This is a genomic window from Vibrio sp. 2433-A1 (genome assembly GCF_056726085.1).
Window position 1 is genome coordinate 1 of the sequence record NZ_JBRESC010000025.1, and the last position, 16,451, is coordinate 16,451.

Consider the following 16,451-nt stretch of genomic DNA (forward strand, 5'->3'; position numbering starts at 1 on the left):
TAATGCCGATCAGTTAAGAAAAATTTTTGAGATCATTTGACCGATCCTCAAAAGGCTTCAAAATCCGATATTAGGAAACTAATATCGGATTTTTCATGTCTTTAGAAAGCCAACTTGCGAATACTTTTCGCTCATGCAATACCTTCCATCACTTTGACAAATACTCTGAGATCCTTAGTCCAGAGCTTATCCAGCAAGGTTTTGAAAAAGCTGGTGTAGCAACAGTGAGAAGAAGACGCTTACCCTTGGAAGCAGTACTTTGGTCCGTTGTAGGAATGAGTCTTTTTCGGCAACAATCTGTTTGGGATATCGCTAACCAACTTGATATTGTCCTACCAGACAAACAGCGCTTTGTTGCGCCAAGTGCTGTTGTCCAAGCGAGGCAGAGATTAGGCGAAGAAGGTGTTAAACAAGTCTTTAAGACGATGGCGGCTCAGAGTTATCAATCTTCTAAGTTTGAAACTTGGTGTGGACTCAATCTTCTATCTGTCGATGGTGTCGTTTGGAGAACGGCAGATACACCTGAAAATCATCAAGAGTTTAAAGCACAGCGTAATCAGTCATCTGAAAATATTTACCCTAAGATACGCATGGTTTGCTTGATGGAGCTTACAAGTCATCAGCTCATCGATAGTGCATTCTCTGACTATCGAACCAACGAAATGCGGCTTGCAGAAGAACTCATAGAACAAACGCCAGACCATTCTCTGACTATTTTTGACAAAGGATATTACTCTCTGGGACTGCTTAACCGATGGAACAAAGTCGGCCAAGAGAGGCATTGGATGCTCCCTGTGAGAAAAGACTTCCAGTATGAAGTCGTTCATAGGTACAGCAAGAGTGATGCAATCGTTGCGATTAAAACAACACCTCAGGCAAGAAAGAAGTTTAGTGAACTTCCTGATGTAGTTGAAGCAAGGTTAGTCTCAAAAATCATTAAAGGTAAGGAGTATCAGGTGCTTACATCAATGCGTGATGGGTTACGTTTTCCTGGCGAAGAAATCGTAGAGCTCTATCGTTATCGCTGGGAAATCGAATTAGGCTATCGGGAAATGAAGCAGACCTTACTTGACAGTGAGTATACATTGCGAAGCAAGCGTCCAGATATGGTTAAGCAGGAGCTCTGGGGTATTTTACTCGCCTATAACCTTATCAGGCAGGTTATGACAAAAGCGGCAAGTAGGTTAGATAGCGTCTGGCCAAATCAACTGAGCTTTACGAGTAGCGCTATGGCTGTGACGCAATACTTTGCAGCGTTGCCTTTAACAAGCCCAGGAAAGCTCCCTAAACACTATGAGGTATTACTAGAGCATGTATCCATGTTTATCTTACCGCCTCGAAGAGAAGATAGAAGTTATCCTCGATGGGTGAAGTTGAAACCCAAGAAGTACGCAACAAATAGAAAAAATGCCAGTCAGCTTAACTGACTGGCATTACTCCAACTTGGAGGCCTGTTTCTTTGGCTTTATTGATTCAAGATGATCTTCAATTCATCAAAGAAAATATCGACTTCTTCTAAGGTGTTGTAGTGCATGAACCCTACGCGAACCACACCGCCACTTTCCTCTAGGCCGAGTTGACGCACTAAACCTAATGCGTAGAAATGGCCATTCCAAACACATATATTTCGTTCGCCTAGCTTTTTGGCAACCTCGATTGGCGAATGGTTATCAAACGTTAAGGCAAACGTGGGCGTTCTCAGTTCGCTGTCTGCTTGTTGTTCTCCCCATAAGGTAACGCCGCTTAGTTCCGACAAGCGCGATAAAAACCGTTCGCTGATCGCAGATTCGTGCTGACTGAACTGTTTATACGAATCGACCAAACGCTTTCTTAGCGAGTCAGCGCTATTGCCCCATTGAGACAGGTACTTTACCGCTGCGATAAAACCTGCCAAGCCTTCAAAGCTTTGCGTCCCCGTTTCGAAACGACCCGGGCCTTGATTGGTAGCAGGTTCAACTTTGTATGGGTTAAGAGAGTGTAGCCATTTCGGTGCGACATAGGCGATACCGATGTGAGGGCCAAAAAACTTATACGCTGAACAAGCTAGGAAATCGCAGCCCAAAGCTTGCACATCAACGAGATGATGTGGTGCATAATGGACAGCATCGACGTAAACCATCGCGTCGACAGCATGCGCCGCATCTACCACACGTTTAACATCAACAATTGATCCCGTGGTATTGGAAGCAAACGTCAACGCCACCAATTTAGTATTGTTGTTAATCAGCGACAGTAGATGTTCAATATCTAGTCCATAATTCTCTTCGTTCACACGAGCCTGATGTACAACAACACCTTTATCTTGCGCAGCTTGCTGCCAACTCGAAACATTTGAATAATGATCCAGCGCTGTGACGATCACCTCATCTCCCGGCTCCCAACTGCGGCTAATCGCGCGGCTCAATTGAAAGGTCAAAGATGTCATGTTGGCGCCAAACACCATGTTATCAGCCGATTCAGCATTGACCAATACTTGAGCATGTTCACGTGCTCGCTGCATTAAATCCGTTGTGTTTCTACTCGAAAAGTAGTGCCCGCCTAAGTTTGAATTGAAGAAGCCTAGGTAAGCCTGAATCGCTTCTAATACTGATTTAGGTACTTGTGAACCACCCGGGCCATCAAGAAAAATAATCGGCAGCTCATTGTGCGTTTGGCTTAACGCGCTAAATTGCGCTCTTGATAAGTTAGGAGTGAAGCTCATTAGTAGCGCCCTTTGCAGTTAAAACAAACACATCCATATGGCCTTCTTTGCCTTCAATTACGGAACGAATTGGCTGGGCATTGTGCCAAAGCTTGTTATCTGCAAGCATCGCTACTTCACCACTTAATAATACTTTGCGGAAGAACGGAGCTTCATTGAAACTGTTGTACAGCATGATATCTCCCCCTTCAATATTATGACGCCCCATACCTACCAGCGCGATATGTTCAAAGCCGTCTTGGTGAACACCTTCTGGCGCGACTTGGGTTTCATCGTAAATAGCGGAAATGCGAATTTGGTGGATTTCAATTTCCTGACCATCTTGTAGCTGGTTCGATGCAGCGAACATAGAGCACATTTCTCGCATACCCTCACTTTCTAGGATGAACGCTTCAATACCTTCAAATTGGCGAACTACATTGCCTTGGAAACGGTTTATATCGTCCGTTTGCATAAACTCGTTCTTATTCAAGTCGACGACCTGACCATCTTGAAGTGCAACCACTGAATAACGTCTTAAGCGAAATTTCCCATCTGCGTGCTCTGTATGCGGTAAATGCATGAAAGAAGGGGCTAGTTGAGAAATGGCAGAATCGCTTAACTTAGTCAGTTGTAGGGTTGTTTCTCGTTGATGCAGCATCATCATCTCCTTAATGAAGGTACATACTTGTGGTTATAGTTAACATATTATTCACATTTATTATTTGCGCATATATATCGGCAGATCAACTTTATTTAGCATTTCAATCCACCAAAAATTAAAATAAAGATGCATAAACCACAAATAGAAGAATATTCAGACACATAAACCAGTTTAAGAAAGTCACAATGTCAAAAACTAGATGACTTCACTAGTCTGTTTATAAATAACTTTGAACATCAATACGTTAGAGTTTTATCTATATCCTGCAAGTTAACGTTTGCGTTCTAATCTATAACCAATTATTACATTCCACCGCCTTGCTAACGCTTTAAAAGACCCCATATATTCCATACAATCGAAGTCAAATAGATGATAAAGCGTCACCGCTAATGGAGCACAAATGAGCGACGTAAAACATAGCAACCTTCTTATCTTAGGTTCAGGACCAGCTGGCTACACCGCAGCAGTTTATGCTGCTCGCGCAAACCTTAACCCTGTTCTAGTGACGGGCATGCAGCAAGGTGGACAATTAACCACCACAACTGAAGTTGAAAACTGGCCTGGTGATTCTGAAGGTCTAACTGGCCCTGGTTTGATGGACAGAATGAAAGAGCACGCTGAACGCTTTGAAACTGAAATTTTGTTTGATCATATTAACGAGGTTGATTTTAGTCAGCGCCCGTTTCGTCTCAAAGGTGATAGCAGCGAATACACCTGTGATGCTTTAATCATTTCTACTGGTGCTTCAGCTAAGTACTTAGGATTAGAGTCTGAAGAAGCCTTCAAAGGCCGCGGAGTGTCAGCTTGTGCCACTTGTGATGGTTTCTTCTACCGTAACCAAAAAGTAGCCGTCGTTGGTGGTGGTAATACTGCGGTTGAAGAAGCGCTTTACCTTTCAAACATTGCGTCTGAAGTTCATTTAATTCACCGCCGTGACACCTTCCGCGCAGAGAAAATTCTTGTTAAGCGCCTGATGGATAAAGTCGAAAGCGGCCATATTGTTCTACACACCGATCGCACACTTGAAGAAGTCGTAGGCGATGACATGGGTGTAACTGGCGTTCGTATTAAAGATACTCAGTCTGATGCTATCGAACAGATCGACGTGATGGGTGCTTTCATTGCCATAGGTCACCAGCCAAATACTGCAATGTTTGAAGGTCAACTGGAGATGAAAGATGGTTACATTATCGTTCAATCCGGCCTTGAAGGTAACGCGACGCAAACAAGTATCCCTGGTATTTTTGCAGCGGGTGATGTTATGGATCATAACTACCGTCAAGCGATCACCTCTGCAGGTACGGGTTGTATGGCTGCGCTAGATGCCGAACGTTTTTTAGATGGATTAGCTGATAACAAGTAACCTCATTGATAAGTTACACGCTAAACGTAAATAATATTTTTCACTTTTAGCTCAAATCCTTAAAGCCCTGCGGTATTCCCGCGGGGCTTTCTTTTGTATAATGCGCCATTCTAATTCGTAATAATAATTCTCATTAAGCCTTCACGATGGATAAAAAGAAACAACGCAGCTTGAATCAATGGCTCAAGCAGCAGAGTAAGCTCGCCAAGCGCTGGCTTATGATAGCTGTGGGTCTCGGTGTTCTTTCAAGCATATTTCTCTTGGCCCAAGCCGCTTTGCTTGCCACTATTTTGCACCAACTTATCATCGAACATGTCGACAAATACCAGCTTGTTCCCCACTTTCTAGGCCTAGTAACTATCATTGCGGTCCGTGCCCTTTGCTCATGGGGACGAGAAATAGCAGGTTACCGCTGTGGAGAACAGATCCGTGTCTATATCCGTCAGTTAATCTTGGACAAACTGCGTGAATTAGGACCTGCATACATTAAAGGCAAACCCGCTGGTGCATGGGCAACCTTGCTACTTGAACAAGTCGAAGACATGCACGACTTCTTTGCCCGCTACTTACCGCAAATGTCTTTGTCCGTTTTGGTACCTTTCGTTATTTTGATTGTGGTATTCCCTGTTAACTGGGCCGCAGGATTAATCTTCCTGATCACAGCCCCACTTGTGCCTTTATTCATGGCATTAGTTGGGATGAAAGCGGCGGATGCAAACCGTAAAAATTTCAAAGCCTTACAACGCCTTTCTGGCCACTTTTACGACCGCTTACAGTCAATGACTACTATCCGACTATTTGATCGTACCAAAGCGGAAACCGAAGTCATGCACGGTGCATCCGAAGTATTCCGCACTCGCACTATGGATGTGTTAAAGATTGCTTTCTTATCGTCAGCCGTTCTTGAGTTCTTCACCTCAATCTCCATTGCTCTTACCGCGGTGTACTTCGGGTTTGCCTTCATTGGTGAATTGAACTTTGGTGATTACGGCGCAGGAGTCACACTGTTTGCTGGCCTATTTATCCTAGTTTTAGCCCCTGAGTTCTATCAACCGCTACGTGATCTGGGTACTTTCTATCACGCCAAACAACAAGCGGTGGGCGCAGCTGAAAGTATTGTCGAATTTATCGAAACCGATGTTGAAACAGTCAGCTCTGGACAGAAGACGCTCAATGACGAAGATGACGTTGTAATCCAAGCGCAAAATTTAGAAATCTATTCTCCTGAAGGACAAAAGCTCGTTGGCCCTATCAGCTTTTTACTCAATGCAAAGCAAACCACTGCCCTTGTTGGCCCAAGTGGTGCAGGTAAAACCAGCTTAATCAATGCGATTCTGGGATTCTTACCCTACAAAGGTTCACTCACTATCAACGGTATCGAACGCCGTGAACTCTCGTTAGAAAACTGGCGCGAACAGATTAGTTGGGTTGGTCAAAACCCTCTTCTCTTACATGGCTCGATTCGTGACAATATTACTCTGGGTAAATCCAATGTGAGTGACGAAATAATCAACCATGCATTAGAAAAGTCGTTTTCTGCTGAGTTTGTTAGTCAGCACGGGTTAGACTACTCCATTTCAGACCGTTCAGGTGGTCTGTCGGTTGGTCAAGCACAGCGCTTAGCCCTCGCCCGAGCAATGGTTCAAAATGGTAAGTTCTGGTTATTGGATGAGCCAACTGCAAGTCTAGATGCGCGCAGCGAAAAGTTGGTCATGCAGGGCTTAGACACTCAAATTGCAGATAAATCTGCGCTGATGGTCACCCACCAGCTAACACCATTACGCAATGTCGACCAAATACTTGTCATGGAAAATGGACTACTGGTTCAATCCGGCCAATTTGAAACGCTGGCTCAAGAGCAAGGTCTGTTCCAGTCAATGTTGCAAGCTAACCAAGCCTTAAACCAAGCGAATAAGGGGAACCTAGATGCGTGATTTACTTCCCTACTTAAAGCTGTATAAAAAGCACTGGTTTGGCCTATCTCTTGGCATGTTACTCGCCTTTTTGACCGTAGCGGCATCAATTGGTCTGCTCACTCTGTCTGGTTGGTTTTTATCTGCCGCTGCTGTGGCTGGCTTAACCATTGCTCGCGAAACCTTCAACTATATGCTGCCGGGTGCTTTTGTACGCGGCTTTGCAATGGGCCGTACTGCGGGACGGTGGGGAGAGCGTGTCGTTAGCCATAATGCAACGTTTAAGCTGCTGACCGATCTGCGTGTATTCTTCTTCTCGAAGTTAGCGCCTCTCATTCCGGGTCGAGTTTCGAATCTGCGTGATGCTGACCTGCTCAACCGCCTTGTCGCTGACGTTGATGCAATGGACCACGTTTATCTGCGCCTTATCAGCCCTATGGTTGTTGGCACTCTCGGTATTCTTGGCCTAACTGCACTTGTATGCTGGTTTGATAAAGATCTCGGTCTAACGCTTGGCGCGATCCTATTATCGCTGGTTCTAGCTTGGCCGGTCTTGTTCTATAAGCTTGGTAAACGTAACGGTAGCGAGTTGACTCAGCATAAAGCTCAACTGCGTGTTTCAACACTCGACTGGCTTCAGGGCTATAGTGAACTGACCTTATTTGGCGCAGAAGAACGCTACCGCAATGCAATTCTTAATGCTCAAGATAAGCTACTAAAAAACCAGTACTTCAACGCACACTTTTCCGGTATTGCTCAAGCATTACTTATGTTAGCCAACGGTTGGACAGTTGTTCTCATGTTGTGGCTTTCAGCCGATGGCGTGGGCGGCAACACTCCAGATCCGATGATTGCACTAGTCGCATTCGCAACGATGGCAAGCGTCGAGTTACTGATGCCGATTGCCGGAGCCTTCCAGCATCTCGGCCAGACATTAACCTCTGCTCGCCGACTCAATGACATCATTCTTTCACAACCGGATGTACAGTTTCCTGAAGAACGTATTGAGCACGGAGAAGAGTTCTCTATTGCTTACAAAGATATTTCTTTCCACTATCCAGACAGCAATAGCCAAGTTATCTCCAATGTCGAGCTGACCATTCCTGCTCAGCATCGTATCGCCATTGTTGGTCAAACAGGTTCAGGTAAATCTACCCTACTCCAATTATTGAACCGCTATTGGGATGTTCAGCAAGGCACCATTGAGATAGCAGGGAAGCCAATTGACCAATGGAGCGAGAGCCAACTGCGCCAAGCAATCAGTGTCGTTAGTCAACGCGTTGATATATTGAATGGCTCACTGCGCGATAACCTTGTGATGGCAAAACCAGATGCCGATGACCAAGAGCTTGTTCAAGCACTGGAAAAAGTGGGCCTATCGAAGCTGTTAGAAGATACAGCACTTGATACTTGGCTCGGTGATGGCGGCCGCCAGTTATCTGGTGGTGAGAAGCGCCGTATCGGTATTGCAAGAGCGTTATTACACAACGCGCCAATCTTGCTATTGGATGAACCAACTGAAGGTTTAGACAAGCAGACTGAGCAACAAATGATGCAGTTGTTCGAACAGCACTTTAAAGGTAAGACCGTAGTGTTCATTACTCACCGATTGGTCGACCTCGATAAAATGGACTCTATTTGTTTGATTGAGCAAGGCAGAATCGTTGAGCATGGCAACCACGACGAGCTGATGGCAGTGCAAGGCCGTTACTACGCACTTAATCAAACCTTATAGGCAGAGTGATTGATAAAAAAGACCCAGCATGACTTCTCGTTGTGCTGGGTCTTTTTGTATATTTATACCTATGAGACGAATACAGGTAACAAATTCTTGAACACAACGCCTGATGAAGAGCCCACCTTCCCTAATCCATGCGTGCGTAACTGCTGTCTCGATGACAATGATGTATGCTTGGGTTGTTTTCGCACGCTTGAAGAAATTCTGCACTGGTCTCAGTCACCGAATGCAGAAAAGCAAGCTATCTTAGCCAAATGTAAACGAAGACAAGCGAAAAATAATCGATATTAACTTCCGTTCACACATACATTATTACGATTTCACCCTCTCAAATTTGACTCGTGCCCCTATTCTGAAAAACAAACATCTCGTAAGATTCAAACGCGTAAACAACTTTTGTCGATAGTCTGAAAACAGCTCACGCCTTGACAATTCATCCATGTGAACTTCTAGCAATAACGACCATTTTTCCTTAAAGTCACAGCTATCAATAATGAAAAAACAATTAATCCAATGAATTAATAAACACCATGAAAGACCAATTAACAATTACTGTTTCGACTATCAATGGTTCCAAGCATTGGTATTTCAGCAAAACGATGCAGCGTCACTTAAAAACTTGCTTAGTTGTGGTTGTACTGGCAATCACCGCAACCGTGTTTCTCATTGATCATCTTTACTCTCAAGTTGGCGACGCGATGCTAAAGCAGTCAGAGCTGGCAGAACATTCGCGTAATATTGGCCAAGAGTTAGATAGCTTAAAGGCGCTTAAGTCGGAACTCGAAACTGACTTATCTGAACGTGAAGAACGCGTACAATTGGTATCCGAGAGATTAGTTGAGTTAGAAAAAGTCCTGGGGTTCGCAAATGAGACCACTGAGCACAGTTTAGATACACGCTTAGATATCGCTGCTATTACCTCAAACGTCAGACTAGCGATGCTCAATCAGATCCCTAGCGGATCCCCAGTTGGGGACATCAGGATGTCATCAGGTTTTGGTAAACGCATTCACCCTGTGACCAAAACCAGCAAAATGCATCGAGGATTAGACTTTGCTGCCAATACGGGTACCAAAGTATACGCCCCTGCGGATGGGGTTGTTGAAGTGACTCGATACAGCAGTAAAGGGTCGGGCAATTTTTTGCGTTTACAACATTCTTTCGGCTTTTCGAGCTCTTATTCACACTTGAAGGGTTTCAAAGTCAAAAGCGGTGAGTTTGTCACAAAAGGACAGCTTATCGCTATCTCAGGCAACAGTGGCCTCTCTTCTGGTCCCCACCTTCACTATGAGGTGCGTTTTGTCGGAAGAGCTTTGAACCCTCGATCATTCGTTGACTGGAATCTGAATAATTTTGACGACATTTTTACTAAGGAACGACAAATACGATGGGAATCTTTAATCGAGACCGTAGAACAGCGAGTAGCTCAGCAACTTCAACTATCATCGCCAAAGGATGTGCTGTTAGCGGAGAACTCAAGGTAGAAAGCGATATTCAGATTGATGGCATCGTAGAAGGTCAACTGCACGTAGACGGCACTTTAGTCGTTGCAGAGAACGGCTGTGTGAAAGGAGAGATTTACGCAAAGCAACTTATCGTCAACGGTATTCTTGATGGCAACTGCTATGTAGAACGTGTTCAAGTACTATCGAAAGGACGTGTTAGCGGTAAAATCTGGAGCAATAATTTAAGTATTGAACCAGGCGGTAAGTTCTTCGGAGAAGCAGCAGAGCTACCTGAAAAAGAAGTGGTGAGCCTTAATAAACCATCGGCTGAAGGCCAAACGAAACCATTCTCAAGCCACAAAAGCGCCTAGCCTATCAGAGGTTCTATAGAACAGAATCAACCCGCTTAATTCCGTAATAATCTCTTAGCGCTTCAGAAATAAAAAATCCGAGTGTTTTTCAACACTCGGATTTAGAATCTGCTTAGCTAAGAGTACTGTTTAGCGCTGCTTATTACGTGCGTTTGGTTTACCCGCACCTTTCTTAGGCTTACGGCGTGATGGGTTGTTACTACGGCCACCACCGCTGTTTACGCGCTCTTCGTGACGTTTAACTGCACGACGAATCTTCTGGCTACGAGAACGCTCACGCTTACGAGAAGTGTTTGCTTTGTTTTCATCAAGTAGCGTTTCTTTCTCTGGACGAAGTTCTACTAGTTCACGCAGGTAGTTCACTTCTTTCAGATCAAGTTCCATCCATCCACCACGAGGCAATTTCTTGTCTAGGTAGATATCACCGTAACGTACACGTTTCAGACGGCTTACAGTCGTATCTTGAGATTCCCAAAGACGACGAACTTCGCGATTACGACCTTCGTTAATTGCAACATAGAAAGTGTGGTTCATACCATCACCGCCTGCGTAGACAACATCTTCGAAACGCGCCATGCCATCTTCTAGCTCTACGCCACGTACTAGGTTCTTAACTTTCTGCTCAGTTACTTCACCAAACACACGCACCAAGTATTCACGTTCAACTTGGCGGCTAGGGTGCATTAGGCGGTTCGCAAGTTCACCGTCGGTTGTAAACAGAAGTAGACCAGATGTGTTTGCATCTAGACGACCAACTGAGATCCAACGAGAGCCACGGATTTTAGGTAGACGGTCAAATACAGTTCGGCGACCTTCAGGGTCATGACGAGTACACAACTCACCTTCCGGCTTGTAGTACGCAAGAACTCGACAAACCACCTCTTCCTGAGCTTTCGCAGAAACAGTATGACCATCGATACGCACAACGGCGTTTTCATCTTCTAGTCGTTCACCAAGCTTAGCTACAACGCCGTTCACACTCACGCGACCGGCTTTAATTAAAGCTTCCAGTTCGCGACGAGAGCCATGGCCAGCTCGAGCTAATACTTTCTGTAATTTTTCGTTCATTTATCTACCTATGTGTCGTCTTCTCAGACGTCGAATAAACAAGTGCGACCCAAAATCGCGGCCGCACATTATCGCAAAAACTGTGGAGGAAATCACTAACTTTTGATTATTCAAAAGGGGCTGGATCACCGGAACCTAAACGAGCTACTTTAGGTTCATCATCACTAAAATCGATGACAGTCGTTGGTTGTTCACCTAGGTAGCCGCCGTTCAAAATACAGTCAACAGCGTGTTCTAGTTTATCGCGAATATCTTCAGGATCTGACTCAGTGATGTCGTTACCCGGTAAGATAAGTGACGTCGACATTAGAGGCTCACCCAGTGCTTCTAATAAATCCAAAGCAATACGGTTATCCGGCACACGAATACCAATCGTCTTACGCTTTGAATTCATCAAACGACGTGGGACTTCTTTAGTCCCTTTAAAGATAAAGGTGTAAGGGCCTGGAGTGTTGTTTTTCAGTAGACGAAATGCGCTATTGTCAACGCGCGCATAAAGTGACAGCTCAGAAAGGTCGCGGCATAGTAGCGTGAAGTTATGCTTGTCATCTAGACGACGAATTTGACAAATTCTCTCTAGCGCCTGTTTGTTCTCAAGCTGACAGCCAAGGGCATAGCCTGAATCGGTTGGGTAAATCACCACCCCACCATTACGTATGATTGCTACAGCTTGGTTAATCAAGCGAGCCTGTGGGTTTTCTGGGTGAACGTAAAAAAACTGGCTCATTGTAATTCCTCAATATCGAGTCTCACGACTCTATAGTTAATTGGTATTGATTGAATCTGATTTAGAAGGCTCAATACCCCAATCTTTCCATACTGCTTCGACACCTGACGGTAGCCAAAGGTTTCGTCCTAGCTCCATCCACGGTGACGGATAATGAAAGTCACTGCCTTGTGAGGCTAATAGTTTGTATTGTATAGCATAATCGGCCAAGTTGCGTCTTTCTTGTTGCCCTTGTTGAGGTTGAGCGACTTCCATCGCATCTCCACCTGCTTCAACAAAAGCCGCTAATAGACGTTTGAGCCATTTAGCAGTCAAATCGTATCGCGCAGGATGTGCCAAAACGGCTTGCCCACCAGCGGCATGAATAGCATCAACCGCATCTTTCATTGAACACCACGTCGGTGGCACGTAGCCTGGATTATTGCGTGTTAAGTATTTTTTAAATACCTGCTGCATCGTTTTGGCATAACCATTATCAACTAACCACTTAGCAAAGTGGGCGCGAGTTACTGGCGCATCTCCAGCAATGAGTTTTACCTCAGCTAACACCCCTTCTCTGGTCGCTTTTTCCAGACGGTGAGCGATCAGCTCCGCACGAGATTCTCGATGGCTTTTTTGTTGGCCAATAAGAGACAGTAGTGCATCGCTTGTCGGGTCAATATTAAGTCCAACAATATGAATGTCTTTATTCTGCCAAACCGTAGAGATCTCAATACCATTTATGAGTTTGATCGGCAGTTCATTGTCATTAATGTATTGACGAGCCAAATCCAAACCGTCAATCGTATCATGATCGGTAATAGCTAAAACTTCGAGGTTAAAGCTTAGTGCCCTATCAATCAGTTCATTCGGAGGTAATCGTCCATCAGAGGCGGTGGTATGGCTATGTAAATCAATTCTCATAATTCTGTTTTTTTAGTTGACTTTTTACCTCTGCACTAGTTAACTAGTACACAAATGCGAAGTACCTGAATTTGGGCTCACTATGTTACAAGACATCAACCTAAAGCAAAATGCAAAAGTTAACGCTGATACGATCAATCGTAGCTCAGCTGACCTTGCTTGGTGGCGCACTTGGACAAGTTCTTGGTGGGCTAACGTGTACTTCTAAATTATAGATTTCATGTATATCAAGCCCGCTACCATAGCGGGCTTTTTGTTTTGTTGTCTGCCTTGCATCTAAGTGCTTAAACAATCACCAGATTTGACCAAATCTTAATTGGGAGAACGTTTGCTTTATGCGAATATGTACGGCAGGAAGAAAAATTATTAAGAGAAAAGGAGGTCTTGTGAACAAGGCCATTAATATTCAAAAGCTAGGTAACCTTGAGCTCATTCGTACTACCGCGCCTTACGCTCAGGATCCAACACAGTTGTTCCATACTCTGTGCGAGAACAAGACAGATAGCCTGTTACTAGAGTCGGCCGAGATCGATTCTAAGCAAGACCTTCAAAGCTTACTGATTGTTGATTCTGCAGTACGCATCGTATGTTTTGGTCACACTGTCACTATGACCGCGCTGACTGAAAACGGTAAGCACCTACTTTCTCACTTAACTCATAATATTAACGACGGTATTGAAAACCGTTTTGACGGAACAGAGCTTGTTCTAGAGTACAGTTCTCCTTGCGATACGCTTGATGAAGATTCGCGACTGCGTGAAGCTTCTTCTTTCGATGCACTCAGACTGATTCAGCACAGCTTCGATATTGAAGGGCTACACAAACATGCGATCTTTATCGGTGGCCTTTTTGCTTACGACCTTGTGGCCAATTTTGAACCTTTAGGTAGCGCGCAGGCAACCAACCAATGCCCGGATTACGTCTTCTATGTCGCCGAGACTCTGTTGGTTGTCGATCACCAAAAACAGAGCTGTGACTTACAAGCGGCACTGTTTGCCAATGACCAACAAAAGTCTGTACTTGAAACGCGTTTAGAAGAAATACGTCAAGCTTGTTCAACGTTAAAGCAACTGCCAGATGCAACCCCTGTGGCGGATACAAGCGCAGTACCAAGTGTTTCCGATGAAGACTTCTGTCAAACCGTACGAGAATTAAAGCAGTACGTTGTTAAAGGCGATGTGTTTCAAGTCGTGCCATCACGCCGCTTTACTTTACCGTGCCCTTCTCCTCTTGCCGCATATAAAGAGCTTAAGCAATCAAACCCAAGCCCTTACATGTTCTATATGCAAGATGAGCTGTTTACCCTGTTTGGCGCGTCACCTGAAAGTGCACTTAAGTACGAAACTCATACCAACCAAGTTGAAATCTACCCGATTGCTGGCACTCGCCGCCGCGGCAAACGCCCAAATGGCGACATTGATTTCGATCTAGACTGCCGCATTGAATTAGAGCTTCGCACCGACAAAAAAGAAAACGCAGAGCATATGATGCTGGTTGACTTAGCACGTAACGATGTTGCACGCATTTCTAAAGCAGGCACTCGCCATGTAGCTGACCTACTCAAAGTTGACCGTTATAGCCACGTAATGCACTTGGTTTCTCGCGTGGTTGGCCAACTACGTAACGATCTAGATGCTCTACATGCCTACCAAGCTTGTATGAACATGGGCACGCTAACCGGCGCACCTAAGATTCGTGCGATGCAACTGATTCGCGATGTAGAAGGAGCTCGTCGTGGCAGCTACGGCGGCGCAGTTGGCTACCTAACCGGTGAAGGGACACTAGATACCTGTATCGTGATTCGCTCAGCATATGTAGAAAATGGCATTGCTCAAGTACAAGCTGGCGCTGGTGTGGTATTTGATTCTGACCCGCAAGCGGAAGCAGATGAAACGCGCGGTAAAGCTCAAGCAGTAATCTCTGCGATTCAAGCGGCTCATCAGCCAATTCAAAATAAGTAATAGGTGGAAGAGATGGCGAATATCCTATTTATCGATAACTTTGACTCTTTCACTTACAACCTAGTTGATCAATTTCGTTCCCTAGGTCATGAAGTCAAAATCTATCGCAACAACATTGCTGCTGACACAATTGAGTCAGCGGTTAAACAGTTAGAAAACCCTGTCGTCTTATTATCGCCAGGTCCTGGTGCACCTGCTGACGCGGGCTCTATGCCGGAAATCATTCAGCGATTAAAAGGCAAAGTGCCTATGATTGGTATTTGTCTTGGTCATCAGGCAATTGTTCAAGCATACGGCGGTACTGTTGCAGGCGCTGGTGAAATCATCCACGGTAAAGTGTCGATGATGGAACACCAAAATCACGCGACCTATGCTCAATTGCCTTCTCCACTTGCAATTGCGCGCTACCACTCATTAGTCGCAACGCATGTGCCAGACTCGCTAACCATTACAGCTGAAGTTGATGACTTAGTGATGTCTGTAGTACAAGAAGAAGACAAGGTGTGTGGATTCCAATTCCACCCTGAATCGATTATGACCACCTACGGCGCAACCTTATTGGCCAATGCGATTGAGTGGGCTCTAAAGAAGAACGACAAATAAGGAGTAATGTCATGGAACAGATTATCAACAAACTTTACGAGCAGCAGTCACTCACTCAAGAAGAGAGCCAACAGCTATTTGATGTCATCATTCGTGGTGAGTTAGAGCCAATCCTAATGGCCTCTGCGTTAACCGCGTTAAAAATCAAAGGTGAAACCCCAGACGAAATTGCGGGTGCGGCAAAAGCGCTACTAGCTAATGCAAGTCCTTTCCCGCGCCCGGATTATGATTTCGCTGATATCGTCGGTACAGGCGGTGACGGTCATAACACGATTAACATTTCAACGACTGCTGCATTCGTTGCAGCAGCTTGTGGTCTAAAAGTCGCTAAACACGGCAACCGCAGTGTATCAAGCAAGTCTGGCAGCTCTGACTTACTGGACTCTTTCGGTATTAACCTAGCGATGAGCGCCGAAGATACGCGTACAGCCGTCGATGAGATTGGTGTTGCTTTCTTATTCGCGCCGCAATACCACGGCGGTGTTCGTCATGCTATGCCTGTACGCCAAACTATGAAGACGCGTACGATTTTCAACATCTTAGGCCCATTGATTAACCCGGCGCGTCCAAACATAGAACTGATGGGTGTGTACTCACGAGAGCTTGTTCGCCCTATCGCAGAAACCATGTTACAAATGGGAATGAAGCGCGCGGCCGTGGTACACGGTAGTGGTTTAGATGAAGTCGCTATTCACGGTGATACCACAGTCGCTGAGATCAAGGACGGTGAGATTATTGAGTACACCCTAACCCCTGCGGACTTCGGTTTAGAATCTCATCCACTTGAAGCGATTAAAGGTGGCGATCCAGAAGAAAACAAAACGATCATCACTAACATGCTGACGGGTAAAGGGACAGACGCTCAGCTTGGCGCAGTTGCTGCCAATGTGGCCTTGCTAATGCGCTTATTCGGTCATGAAGATCTTAAAGCCAATACCCAACAAGCCATCGACGCAATGAATTCAGGTAAAGCTTACGAGCTTGTCAAGAAACTTGCCGCACACGCGTAACCCAG

16 protein-coding genes and 1 other annotated feature are annotated in these 16,451 nt (G+C 45.1%); of the genes, 11 read left to right on the forward strand and 5 right to left on the reverse strand.

What is annotated here, in order from left to right:
* The first annotated feature begins 95 nt into the window (after positions 1-95).
* Positions 96-1,427, forward strand: coding sequence for an IS4 family transposase (locus ACU01J_RS18815; protein ID WP_481084253.1), 1,332 nt, complete (start codon positions 96-98; stop codon positions 1,425-1,427).
* A 38-nt stretch (positions 1,428-1,465) separates the two neighbouring features.
* On the opposite strand, the gene ACU01J_RS18820 is transcribed toward ACU01J_RS18815, so the two are convergent.
* Complete coding sequence (locus ACU01J_RS18820) at positions 1,466-2,701, reverse strand: cysteine desulfurase-like protein (protein ID WP_481087079.1); 1,236 nt, start codon at positions 2,699-2,701, stop codon at positions 1,466-1,468.
* On the reverse strand, positions 2,685-3,341 hold the full coding sequence (locus ACU01J_RS18825; RefSeq protein ID WP_481087080.1) for a 2OG-Fe dioxygenase family protein: 657 nt from the start codon (positions 3,339-3,341) through the stop codon (positions 2,685-2,687). The genes ACU01J_RS18820 and ACU01J_RS18825 overlap by 17 nt, the downstream gene beginning before the upstream one ends.
* A gap of 403 nt (positions 3,342-3,744) precedes the next feature.
* On the opposite strand from ACU01J_RS18825, the gene trxB reads away from it, so the two are divergent.
* The 6 genes from trxB (at position 3,745) to ACU01J_RS18855 (ending at position 10,174) form a co-directional block, all read left to right on the forward strand.
* On the forward strand, positions 3,745-4,707 hold the full coding sequence (gene trxB / locus ACU01J_RS18830) for a thioredoxin-disulfide reductase (RefSeq protein WP_481087081.1): 963 nt from the start codon (positions 3,745-3,747) through the stop codon (positions 4,705-4,707).
* Between the two features lie 146 nt (positions 4,708-4,853).
* Positions 4,854-6,641, forward strand: a complete 1,788-nt coding sequence (gene cydD / locus ACU01J_RS18835) for a heme ABC transporter permease/ATP-binding protein CydD (RefSeq protein WP_481087082.1) — start codon at positions 4,854-4,856, stop codon at positions 6,639-6,641.
* Positions 6,634-8,355, forward strand: a complete 1,722-nt coding sequence (gene cydC, locus ACU01J_RS18840) for a heme ABC transporter ATP-binding protein/permease CydC (RefSeq protein ID WP_481087083.1) — start codon at positions 6,634-6,636, stop codon at positions 8,353-8,355. Before cydD ends, cydC begins: the two co-directional genes overlap by 8 nt.
* Before the next feature lie 141 nt (positions 8,356-8,496).
* Positions 8,497-8,649: a DUF1289 domain-containing protein gene (locus ACU01J_RS18845; protein WP_481087120.1), complete on the forward strand. Its 153-nt coding sequence runs from the start codon at positions 8,497-8,499 to the stop codon at positions 8,647-8,649.
* Positions 8,650-8,888: 239 nt separating this feature from the next.
* Complete coding sequence (locus tag ACU01J_RS18850) at positions 8,889-9,842, forward strand: M23 family metallopeptidase (RefSeq protein WP_481087084.1); 954 nt, start codon at positions 8,889-8,891, stop codon at positions 9,840-9,842.
* Positions 9,746-10,174 (forward strand): bactofilin family protein, encoded by a 429-nt coding sequence (locus tag ACU01J_RS18855; protein ID WP_481087085.1) that lies wholly within the window; start codon positions 9,746-9,748, stop codon positions 10,172-10,174. Before ACU01J_RS18850 ends, ACU01J_RS18855 begins: the two co-directional genes overlap by 97 nt.
* A gap of 129 nt (positions 10,175-10,303) precedes the next feature.
* Here the strand turns inward: ACU01J_RS18855 and rluB are convergent, their stop codons facing one another.
* The 3 genes from rluB to rnm form a co-directional block, all read right to left on the reverse strand.
* On the reverse strand, positions 10,304-11,242 hold the full coding sequence (rluB, locus tag ACU01J_RS18860; protein WP_053438125.1) for a 23S rRNA pseudouridine(2605) synthase RluB: 939 nt from the start codon (positions 11,240-11,242) through the stop codon (positions 10,304-10,306).
* A 106-nt stretch (positions 11,243-11,348) separates the two neighbouring features.
* The gene (locus ACU01J_RS18865) at positions 11,349-11,969 is read right to left on the reverse strand and encodes an L-threonylcarbamoyladenylate synthase (RefSeq protein ID WP_481087086.1); all 621 of its coding nucleotides are present in this window, start codon (positions 11,967-11,969) and stop codon (positions 11,349-11,351) included.
* A gap of 36 nt (positions 11,970-12,005) precedes the next feature.
* Positions 12,006-12,872: an RNase RNM gene (gene rnm, locus ACU01J_RS18870; RefSeq protein ID WP_481087087.1), complete on the reverse strand. Its 867-nt coding sequence runs from the start codon at positions 12,870-12,872 to the stop codon at positions 12,006-12,008.
* A gap of 82 nt (positions 12,873-12,954) precedes the next feature.
* Here rnm and trpL2 point away from each other — a divergent pair, with 82 nt between their 5' ends.
* The 4 genes from trpL2 to trpD all read left to right on the forward strand — a co-directional run bounded on the left by trpL2 (position 12,955) and on the right by trpD (position 16,446).
* Positions 12,955-13,080 carry a tryptophan operon leader peptide gene (trpL2, locus tag ACU01J_RS18875; protein ID WP_004414369.1) on the forward strand — a complete coding sequence of 42 codons (126 nt, stop codon included), beginning with the start codon at positions 12,955-12,957 and terminating at the stop codon, positions 13,078-13,080.
* Positions 13,027-13,130, forward strand: a sequence feature (Trp leader region). Its footprint overlaps the gene before it by 54 nt.
* Before the next feature lie 128 nt (positions 13,131-13,258).
* A complete protein-coding gene (locus tag ACU01J_RS18880) occupies positions 13,259-14,833 on the forward strand; it encodes an anthranilate synthase component 1 (protein ID WP_481087088.1) in 1,575 nt (524 codons plus the stop codon).
* Between the two features lie 12 nt (positions 14,834-14,845).
* Positions 14,846-15,436, forward strand: coding sequence for an aminodeoxychorismate/anthranilate synthase component II (locus ACU01J_RS18885; RefSeq protein ID WP_481087089.1), 591 nt, complete (start codon positions 14,846-14,848; stop codon positions 15,434-15,436).
* A gap of 11 nt (positions 15,437-15,447) precedes the next feature.
* The gene (gene trpD / locus ACU01J_RS18890) at positions 15,448-16,446 is read left to right on the forward strand and encodes an anthranilate phosphoribosyltransferase (RefSeq protein WP_481087090.1); all 999 of its coding nucleotides are present in this window, start codon (positions 15,448-15,450) and stop codon (positions 16,444-16,446) included.
* The last annotated feature ends 5 nt before the right edge of the window (positions 16,447-16,451 follow it).

What these genes read in the sequence shown, in the direction of transcription:
- ACU01J_RS18815 (WP_481084253.1), top strand. Translation starts at nt 96, where the DNA reads ATGTCTTTAGAAAGCCAACTTGCGAATACTTTTCGCTCATGCAATACC.
- ACU01J_RS18820 (WP_481087079.1), bottom strand. Translation starts at nt 2,701, where the DNA reads ATGAGCTTCACTCCTAACTTATCAAGAGCGCAATTTAGCGCGTTAAGC.
- ACU01J_RS18825 (WP_481087080.1), bottom strand. Translation starts at nt 3,341, where the DNA reads ATGCTGCATCAACGAGAAACAACCCTACAACTGACTAAGTTAAGCGAT.
- trxB (WP_481087081.1), top strand. Translation starts at nt 3,745, where the DNA reads ATGAGCGACGTAAAACATAGCAACCTTCTTATCTTAGGTTCAGGACCA.
- cydD (WP_481087082.1), top strand. Translation starts at nt 4,854, where the DNA reads ATGGATAAAAAGAAACAACGCAGCTTGAATCAATGGCTCAAGCAGCAG.
- cydC (WP_481087083.1), top strand. Translation starts at nt 6,634, where the DNA reads ATGCGTGATTTACTTCCCTACTTAAAGCTGTATAAAAAGCACTGGTTT.
- ACU01J_RS18850 (WP_481087084.1), top strand. Translation starts at nt 8,889, where the DNA reads ATGAAAGACCAATTAACAATTACTGTTTCGACTATCAATGGTTCCAAG.
- ACU01J_RS18855 (WP_481087085.1), top strand. Translation starts at nt 9,746, where the DNA reads ATGGGAATCTTTAATCGAGACCGTAGAACAGCGAGTAGCTCAGCAACT.
- rluB (WP_053438125.1), bottom strand. Translation starts at nt 11,242, where the DNA reads ATGAACGAAAAATTACAGAAAGTATTAGCTCGAGCTGGCCATGGCTCT.
- ACU01J_RS18865 (WP_481087086.1), bottom strand. Translation starts at nt 11,969, where the DNA reads ATGAGCCAGTTTTTTTACGTTCACCCAGAAAACCCACAGGCTCGCTTG.
- rnm (WP_481087087.1), bottom strand. Translation starts at nt 12,872, where the DNA reads ATGAGAATTGATTTACATAGCCATACCACCGCCTCTGATGGACGATTA.
- trpL2 (WP_004414369.1), top strand. Translation starts at nt 12,955, where the DNA reads ATGTTACAAGACATCAACCTAAAGCAAAATGCAAAAGTTAACGCTGAT.
- ACU01J_RS18885 (WP_481087089.1), top strand. Translation starts at nt 14,846, where the DNA reads ATGGCGAATATCCTATTTATCGATAACTTTGACTCTTTCACTTACAAC.
- trpD (WP_481087090.1), top strand. Translation starts at nt 15,448, where the DNA reads ATGGAACAGATTATCAACAAACTTTACGAGCAGCAGTCACTCACTCAA.